The sequence below is a fragment of the Endozoicomonas sp. ONNA2 genome (genome assembly GCF_024606365.1).
Taxonomy (GTDB): Bacteria; Pseudomonadota; Gammaproteobacteria; order Pseudomonadales; family Endozoicomonadaceae; genus Endozoicomonas.
In genome coordinates, this window is sequence record NZ_JAHHPO010000193.1 from 1 (window position 1) to 9178 (window position 9178).

At 50.7% G+C, this 9178-nt stretch carries 3 protein-coding genes; all 3 read right to left on the reverse strand.

Annotated features, from left to right (window positions below; translation table 11 throughout):
* Nucleotides 1-38: 38 nt before the first annotated feature.
* Genes KDK14_RS03415 through KDK14_RS03425 form a run of 3 tightly spaced genes read right to left on the reverse strand, consistent with a single transcriptional unit; the run spans nt 39 to nt 9127 of the window.
* Nucleotides 39-1256: a type II toxin-antitoxin system RelE/ParE family toxin gene (locus tag KDK14_RS03415; RefSeq protein ID WP_257263617.1), complete on the reverse strand. Its 1218-nt coding sequence runs from the start codon at nt 1254-1256 to the stop codon at nt 39-41.
* Nucleotides 1257-7895 carry a DEAD/DEAH box helicase gene (locus KDK14_RS03420; RefSeq protein WP_257263618.1) on the reverse strand — a complete coding sequence of 2213 codons (6639 nt, stop codon included), beginning with the start codon at nt 7893-7895 and terminating at the stop codon, nt 1257-1259.
* A gap of 2 nt (nt 7896-7897) precedes the next feature.
* Nucleotides 7898-9127, reverse strand: coding sequence for a hypothetical protein (locus KDK14_RS03425; RefSeq protein WP_257263619.1), 1230 nt, complete (start codon nt 9125-9127; stop codon nt 7898-7900).
* Nucleotides 9128-9178: the final 51 nt, after the last annotated feature.

The window sequence follows — 9178 nt, forward strand, 5'->3', positions numbered from 1 at the left end:
GATGATTGCGGTGGAGCATCTGAATATGCGGAAGTTATTTACAGACAATTCCTAATCCGTTTTTTGCCGGTTCGGATGGCTGTTAAATAAGTTTCTTCCGTGTCAATCCCCATAGGGTCAATAATGTCCTGGTATTCAGTGACAATAAGCTCACGGTCAAAATCGTCTGTTGGATGAGCTTTCAGGACATCGTCCCAAATATCTTTAAGATCCTCTGCTTCTGCGATTTTTCCCCGCCAGCCAACCCGGTGGCAGATAGTTCTTGCCAGCTGATGAAGGTTGGTTACCTCAATTCTATTGAACACATCCGATGCCAGTTGCTCCATAAGGGCTTTGATCGTAACGGACAGATTGGTTGTGTAAGTGGTGATCAGAATCTTTTCATCGGGTTGGGTCAGTTTCTGTGCCAGAAAAGCAGCCCGGTGCATTAACGCGACCGTTTTGCCGGTTCCCGCTGCACCATTGATTTTCATAGGCCCCCTGGTTTTTTTCTCAACCAGTTTTTTCTGGTATGGGTGCAGGAATATCCGCCACTCTTCAATATCCTCGCTAAGAATTTCCTTCAGGTGTTCATGTCCATTGATAAGCACCAGGTCAATATTGGCAGCGTCTGCCAAATGTCTAAAGTCACCCGTGCTTTCGGGTATAGCGACGGTATCTATGCCGAGCATTTCTTTCAGTGCATCGTCCAGAGTCATACCATCGATAAATCCAAACAGGACTTGTGTAGCCTCTCTGGGGAGGTACTCAGAGAGCTGCAGGAAAGCATCATCATTACGGACTGCCCGCACAGCAGGAATAAGTGCCTCTGGTACCCCCGCATGATATAACTCTTGATCACTCAGCCTGTCCAGGGTATAGGTTTCATGCTCTGGCAGTGGAGCGGAGTTACCTGTTTCTGCAATAACAGTCTGAGCTTCTGTAACATCAAAAACCTGCAGGGTACCGGTAGCCCCATGGGCTTCGAATTGTTTGTTTTTGCACCATCGGTATGCTTCATCATGATGATCCACATACATCAAAAGGAAGGTATCGCCAACCTCCGGCGCAATGACAATAGCGCGATAATCGTCACCCACTCTGGCACTGCGTACCTTGGGGTCTTTTACCAAGGGTTGCAAATGCTCAAGCCGGATACTTGCCTGGGTACTGTCTTCCTCAAACTTCCGGATCAGTTCGTAAATCTTCTTCTGTATTTTCGAAGGAAGTTTGCCAAAACTCTTCAATACTTCCCTGTGCAACATTAACTGGGCCATTTAAACCTCCTGCTCCGGAATTTGCTCAAGGAGCCACTGTTCACCCCGGGTTTTAATTTCTTTATCGGTAATGGCTATCCAGCCAGCGGCTTGCCATTTTTCTGCAAAGCTGGCCTGGTCGCCAGTCAGTAACGCAACCGGCGTTTTAGCATCTGGCCATGCCAGTTCAGCGGACAAGTCACCGGGCAGGTCATCGTTATAGAATTCGACTTCCGGAACAACTTTATTGGCTGCAGCCATTAATTTAGCCGCCTTGACCAGGCTTGGCACAGTTTCTTCAAGAATTGCCACCCAGTCATCAGAAAGTGCACTTTCAACTTCAACGGTAAGGTCCGGCGCTGTATCTGCCTCAACTTCGCTGGTCGTGAAAGGAATAAATGAATCAGCAAACTGGAACAGGTTCATCATTGCCAGAAACTGTCGCCAGCGGGTTAAATAGGTTCCGGATTGTTTTCGTTCATCAAAAGAGTCACCCAGCCTTAATGCCATCCTGAGATTGGTAAAGTCGCTGGTAACCAGCTCGCTGCCTACTCCGTAGGTCAATAAATCTTCATTCAATGCCAGTTTGGTTACCCATACCCAGTTGCCATTGTTTGATGTGGTTAGCGGTGGTGGTGCATAGCCTGCCCGCCAAAGTTGAAACTGGCCATTCATTTCATCAGAATCCTGACCTATTCCCTGTGATGCCAGCATTAACAGTGCCAGGCCACCTATTTGCTGGGCAAGGCTTTTCCAGCTGCTGCTTACCGGGCATTTCAGGTAAGTCTTGAACTGCTCGAAAGGGTTAGCGCAGATGCCTTCGATAGCAGGAACTGACTTGCCTTTTGCTACTAATTTATTGGCCAGAGGTGTCAAAACCCGGGTTGCAACATGGGGTTGTAGAAAGGTGAGTTGAGACTTGTCCTGTTCACTGTCCAGATCATTCCAGGCAATGTTCCAGACCAGGTACTGATGGCTTTCCAAAATGGCCCGGCGTTTTTTCAAATCATCCGCCAATCGACATTCCTGCTCTCCCGGTTTCACATGGGGCTCAAAACCGTCGGTAAAAATAGCCACTGGTTTTACCTCCGGATCATCACAGCGCAACATAAAGTCAGGCTGACATTTCACGGAAACATTCTGGTGTGCGCCCAGCATGGGCTGCAGTTCCAGGGACCACCAACGGCTGTCACCCAGGGTAAACTCAAAGCCTTCAGTGCCGGCAATGATTGCACTGCGCCAGCTGGCGCTACCTCCCAGCTCTTCCACCCAGCACTGGAGCTTATTAACAAATCGTTTCTCAAGTACGCTGCCAAATATTGACTGGACCTTGATATCGTCCAAAGCTTGTTTGACTTCCCGTTTGGCACCAGCCACCAGAAGCTTACGGAGGAGATTGATCCCACGTTCACTGCTGATATTTTCCGACTTATGCTGCATATGGTAGGTGCGGATACAGCGGTAACACCCATCGGTATATTTTTCGGTCTGGGGAAGTTTTCGGCAGGAGCAGGTTTCCAGTGCATTTAATGCCAACTGCATAATATGCATGATCCCTTCAGCGGGTGGTGTGGCTCCTTTGTTGTCATCCTGAAAGAGTGCTTTCAGGAATCCGGTTCCTCCGGGTACTGCATCCAGTAACACCAGGTAATGGCGAGTAATACCGGCAGCGTGATCAGGGATCACCTGGGGCTTGACCATCAGGTGAGCCGGGTCACCCTGGAAACGCAGGCGCATGCCAAGGTAAATAGCTGCTTCCAGCGTATCAAGATCTTCCTGCTCTACATCCGGCAGCATCAGGCGTATGGCTTCTGAACGTAACTCCCGGTAAAGGTACATACCTTTCCAGCGATAGGCTTCATCGGCACGACCTTCCCGTTTTCTCTTCTGGCTTTCCCTATGACCGGAGCAACTGCGACGATGTTTGATCTCAGACTTGCGTTTGCCGGGGGAAACGATCACACCACAATCTTCACAGACTTCAAAGCCATGGTCGGGAACCTTTTTGTCCTGACCAAAATCCAGTTCAGCAGGCAGGTCAGAATAGCCAGCATTTACTTCACGCATCATCATGGCGGCACGGTATTCGATGCCGAAGGGCAGATCATCTTCACCAACGGCACCACTGGCTTGCTCAATGGTTTGGTCAAAGCTGGGAACGATGGTGTAAAACTCATTTTCCCGTTCTTCCGCATTATCCCCCGACAGGCTGTCGTAATACTCCATATAGGAAATAGCCTGAGAACGCTGGAATGGCAGGAAGTCTTTATGCTGCCCCTTGTCACACTGCCCGGAGGGACCATCAAAACCGCATTGCGGGCAAGCAGGGATAGCATCTGGCTGGTCAACTTCAGCAGATAGGCGCATATGGCCGCATTGACCGCAGATGGCCCATTTTTCCAGTAGCGGTTGCGACCTGGAGCCTATCTCCAGTTGCTGAACATCAAATTTGTGGCTACGGGTATAAAAATGATTGGCTGGAGCCAGCTCCCTGATGGCTGAGCTGGCCGCTCGCACCAGTTCGATCGGCGGCTTCTCAACACTTTTGTCCGGGTCATTGGCGGCGTGCTTGTTGTAGGTGCTGCCAGAGAAGCGAACACCCCGTTCAGGGAAAGCATAATTGGGCAATAAGCCGTGTTCAGTCAAAACTTCCAGGGCCGAAATTTCCCCCAGTTTTTGTCGGCGAGCCCGAAGGATTTTTTCTTCCCGTTGGATTTCTGCCAGGTCTTCCTGATCAGCAGTTGCATCCAGTTTGGACTTCTGATCTTTCAGGCGATTCTGGGCATTGTGCAATAGCGAGCGTTGCATATTAAATTCGGCGGCGGCGAGTTCAATTTTTTCCCGCAGGCGCTCAACCCGTGACTCCTGACAGAAACGCTCCCGGGTATCTTCCTGAATATTGTTTTTGAATCGCTCCAGAAAACTGTGTTGTAACTGGTGTTCTTCAGTCAGCATCCAGTCCAGCAGTTGGGGAATATTGCCGGATTTATTGACAATCAGTTCGTCCACCAACTGCTTTCCGGTGGCGGGTAAATCGGTCAGCACTTTGTGTCTGACACCCTGATCAAAACAGAAAGCCAGATACTGACGCACCAATACGGCACTGGCATCCAGCCAGCACCCAGGTGGTTCCACATCACCGCACAGCAGATCTTCCGGGCGGGCGTAGAAAAACAGATCATGGGGGCGCTGGTTAATCACACTTAAGACCAGGGCGGTACCGGTTTTCCGTCCGGCCCGGCCTATACGCTGCAGGTAACTGGCGGTTGATGGCGGAATGGAACACAGCATAGTGGTGGACAGGTCACCGATATCAATACCCATCTCAAGCGTTGATGTAGCGGTGAGAACGTTGGGATCATCCCCATGGCCGCCAGCGTTAAAACTCATTTCCAGGTTTTCACGTTCGTCCGTGGTTAACAGCCCCGTGTGTTCATGGGCAAAAACACGACGCAGGGCACCTTTTCGGTACCGTTCCCGATAATACTTTTCCCGGTCATTCAACTTTGCAGGCTGATACAGGCTATGCTGCGCCTGATAAGAAAGGCTGGGGCTATTTTCCCAGACCTTCGCTTCAGCCAGTGGCCGGAATAAAATATGGTTGCTTTGTTGGCACAGCAGTTTTTTACCTGTCGGGTAAAGAAGGGCAGCACCGGAATTCAGGGCATAAAACGATTTATTGCCATCGACATGTACGCAATGGAACAAGCCTGCTTCGGTACCGCATTTCAGCAGTCGTGCCATCAAATCCACTAACGATGCGTCGTCCATGGCGGAGAGCAGACCAGTACTGCCAAGTGCCCGGCGAGCCCAGAGTAATTGCCAGGGCAACAGGCTACCGGAGCGGGGCGCGGCAAGGGCAAAATCGTGGTAACGATCCTGGGTGGTAACCAGCATTTTCGGTTTGTATCTGCCGCTACCCGGATAGCTTTCACGGTATTCCAGAGCTTGCCCGCGCTGGTTAAACTTTCCCCACATATTTTGTGCGGCATATTGATCAAGATAGGGATGATAGAGCCCACCACGCTCCCGCTGACGATGGATAACCCCATAAATCCAGCGTTTTATGGAGAGGCGATCCAGTGCTTCCAGTGACGGGCTGATGGCAGGAAATGCCAGTTGCAGTTTATCAATGGTGTCTTCGATGATCCGGTCATCCCAGCCCAGGGTTGCACTGGCATTGATTTCCATGGTCCGGCCATGAGTTAGCATCAGGCTGAATTCGCTGGCTGCCTGCCAGTTTAACCGAGTGATGAATTCCTTCCGCAGTTTTGGGTCAGGTTTGAGGGCTGCACTGTTTTTGCGGAACTGGACATAACCCTTATATTCCCGCAAATCCGGCGGAATAAGGGTTTCGATAACACGCCTTTCACTCCCGGGCCTGCCAGGTTCTGGCCGGGACCAATAGGCCAGCAAATGTTCACCGACTTGCTCCAGGGGCAAACCGGTGTCACCCGCCTCATCAATAATGTGTTGCAGTGCGGTGCGCAGGGTAAAGTGGTAGGTGCGGGATGAGAAAAATCCGGCCCGATGGCTGGCATCCTGAACGCTGTCGGTAAATGCCAGCAGCTTGGCATCACTGTTCAATACCGAGCCAAACACTTCATCAATGGCAACGCTGGCTATGGTTGCAGCACGGCTACCAATAAACATTAAAGCGTCTTCAGCCTGACAATGAGGACAGAGCCTTCGACCGATAACGCTGCCATTCTCAAGGGTTTTGATTTCCCGGCTGACTTTTACCGGGAACGTTGCTTCATCGGTAAGGGGACATTTGCCCGGTCCCTGTCGAACGACCAGGGAGTTCGGTGCAAGATGCCAGCGCATACCTTCCAGTAATTGCTGACCATCTTCCCGGATCGGGTCATCGTTCTCTTTCCAGGGGCTGAGCAGCACCAGACGCTGGGAGGGCGGATGATCAAAGCCCCAGCCCTGATAGATAGCCTGAACATCATCTTTAAGCTGAAATCCCTGGCAATGCTGCTGTATCACCGATTCCATATCCGGATCGGTCAATGCAGCCCATGCAATTTCACCACACTCGGTACAATGGGCAACCGGTAACTGTTTTCGTTGCGGGGTTGGTTCATCCAGCCAGGAGAAAGCAATATCCGGTGTTACCAGGGAACCGACCCGGCGCAGTTCCCGCAGCCAGAACTGAACCTGGGTAGGCACCAGTGGGAACGCCCGGCCGCTGCGCAATTCCCTGGCCTGGGCGACCAGTGCCAGAAATGCCATCAGTAATTGCCCCCGCTCCACCAGAGAGCCGGCACCACGGAAGACAAAATCGTTCTTGCTGAGATCCTTCAGTAACTGAGTCCAGCCAGCTACCTGATACTGGGTAATGGTTAACAGCCCATGGAACAGAGGGTGGCAGCGCAACCATTCGCCGATAGCCAGCCCCCGGCGAGTGAAACTATCCAGCGTTTCAATGGAGTCTTTATATTGTTCAAACTGACTGACGTTTAATAGCCAGGGGTTGTCCATGGCCATCGGGTTAGCAGGTGCGCCAAACAGTTCCGCCATCCGGCAGGCGTAGCCAGGGGCGTCTTCTTTTTCCCTGGGTTCGCAGTCTTTCGGGTCAGGGTATTCATCCACAGCAAAGGCAATGCGAACAATTTCTTCGACCTTATAACGGTCTTCCTTGATCACGCACTCGGTGGTGATGCTTTCTTCAAACAGACTGCTGGCGAATTCACACAGCCGCTCAATTGAGTCCATCTGCTGCTCTTCATCCCCTCCGGCAATGGTGGCACTGGTACCGACCATGCAAAGATGGTTGGCGGGAATATCCAGCCGTGCTTTCAGGCGGCGAAGCAGGCAAGCCACATCGGCTCCCTGGGCGCCATCGTAGGTATGCAATTCGTCCAGCACCAGGTATTGAAGCAGCTCGGGAGTCAGCTGATTATGACGCCAGATATCCTGGTCTTTGGGACGCAGAAGCAGGTAATCCAGCATTTTGTAGTTGGTCAGCAGAATATCCGGTGGGTTCTCCTGCATGTTTGCTCGATTGGTAATGGCCACATACGTTTCTTTTTTCCTGCCGTTTTCAGGCGGAATAATGGTCATTTCCTGATAAGTGCCGGGTTCTGCCCCTTCACCTTTTCCCGTTGCCTGGGTCATGCGTCCGGTGTACAGGCCGATCCGAATCCTGGCTTTACGTTCCCCTTTAACCAGATAACTGAGTTGATCGGATGTAAGAATCTCCTCGGCAAAACGCCCGGCCTGATCTGAGGCCAGGGCATTCATAGGGTACAGGATAATGGCTTTAATACCGTCGTTCTGACCGGCTTGTCTTGCACGGTAACAATGATCCAGTAAGGGATAAAGAAAACACTCGGTTTTACCGGACCCTGTGCCGGTGGTGACAATGGTGTGTTTGGGCTTATTACCTTTACTGGTTAGCCTTGCCCAGCTCTGTTTTTGATGCAGAAAAGGGGTAAAAGGAATATGCAGGTCAAAATACCGGCTACCGGAATCGCCGGCCAGCCGGAAGGGGCGTTTGACCTGCACCCAGGGGCCTTTAAACAGGCCATCCTCCGGATGGTTGAAAAACTTCTGCAATGCCTGTTCAGACTCAGGCTGGCGCATATGAAAAGTGGCGCCCAGATAGTGCTGTATCTGTTTGCGAACTTCCTGGGCAAGGGTTGCGGGTAGCATACTTAATCGTCCTTGGCTGCAAGCCCCAGTCGCTCACTGAACACCTGATAAGCGGTCTGGTAATCTTCAATTCGGTCTACATGGCTAAATGGCGGGTAGAAGGTTTTGGTAACCGTTTCATTGCCGCCATCAATATCCCAGCTGGCGGTAACCGGTGATTCGCCATCATGGTTTTGCAGGGCTTCTCGCAGTTCTCTCGCCCCGGCTTCTTTTCGGGCAGTATTGGGCAGTCGTTGTCCTCTGGCGTCATACTGATCAACAGTTTCATAGGATTTCATAACTGGGAACTGAACTGAATAGACTTGTATCAATTGCTCTACAGCAAGCCCTAATTGAATAGCAACCAGAACATCAATCTCCAGATTTGCCTGTCGTCTTGTGAGGTCGTTTTTTAAACTACAACTGATTTTCCAGTCTGTAGACAGTGAAGACCAGTCTTCCTCAGTGTCTACTTCAAGCATATCCCTGGTGAAATTCTCTTGCCTCATTTCACTGGTGTAAAAGTCAGACCAGAGATCCCCAAAGCTGCTCGTTTGACAGGATAATCTCAGCGTCCGGTAGTTGGCCAATTTGATGGCATCCCCGTCTATTATGGGGATCTGACTGATATCATTCTCATGAATATTGCTTCTACCTTTCACCTTAAAGAAGAAGTCAGCCACAATTGAGTTTGCAAAAGTGGTAAATGATAAAACTCTGGACTTGTCTGTAAACGAGACAAACCGTACCGAGTTGATTGCGCTTACACCTCTTGGTGTTAAAGAGCCGATTAATGTTCGTTCGTTAGCGGGTTGGCACATTGCCCTCAAACCATATTTCGGGTAGGCGGTTAAAGGTTTTGGCAGGAAGTCAATGTTTTTACCCGGGGCTGTTTGTTTTAGGAATGTGCCAGAGAATTTTGAGGAAAAAGCTTCACTGTTACGTTTCAATTCATTGGCTGCCAGCCAGTGAATGGCTTCAAGTACATCCCCTTCCCAGCGACAGAAATAACCAAAAGTTCTGGCTGTTTTAGCGCCAGGAAATGACCGATCCATGCCATACAATTTTAGAGGCTCACCTAAAAGGGCTTCCCAGACAGGTGCTTTCTTTTCGTCAATTGGCCAGAAGCCAGCATGCCACTGCCCGGTTTCATCTTTATAAGGTTTCTGATATTTGGGCCACTCGGGAATCGCACTGTAAAAAGCATCAAGATTGCCACTCTGGTCGCCGGGGCGGTAAACAGCTCTGGGCACAGGGCGACAGAATCGGTCGAACGATCATCCCGATAATAGGATATTTAGCTA

Excerpts from the sequence above, each read along its gene's own strand:
- KDK14_RS03415 (WP_257263617.1), bottom strand. The coding sequence starts at position 1,256 with ATGGCCCAGTTAATGTTGCACAGGGAAGTATTGAAGAGTTTTGGCAAA.
- KDK14_RS03420 (WP_257263618.1), bottom strand. The coding sequence starts at position 7,895 with ATGCTACCCGCAACCCTTGCCCAGGAAGTTCGCAAACAGATACAGCAC.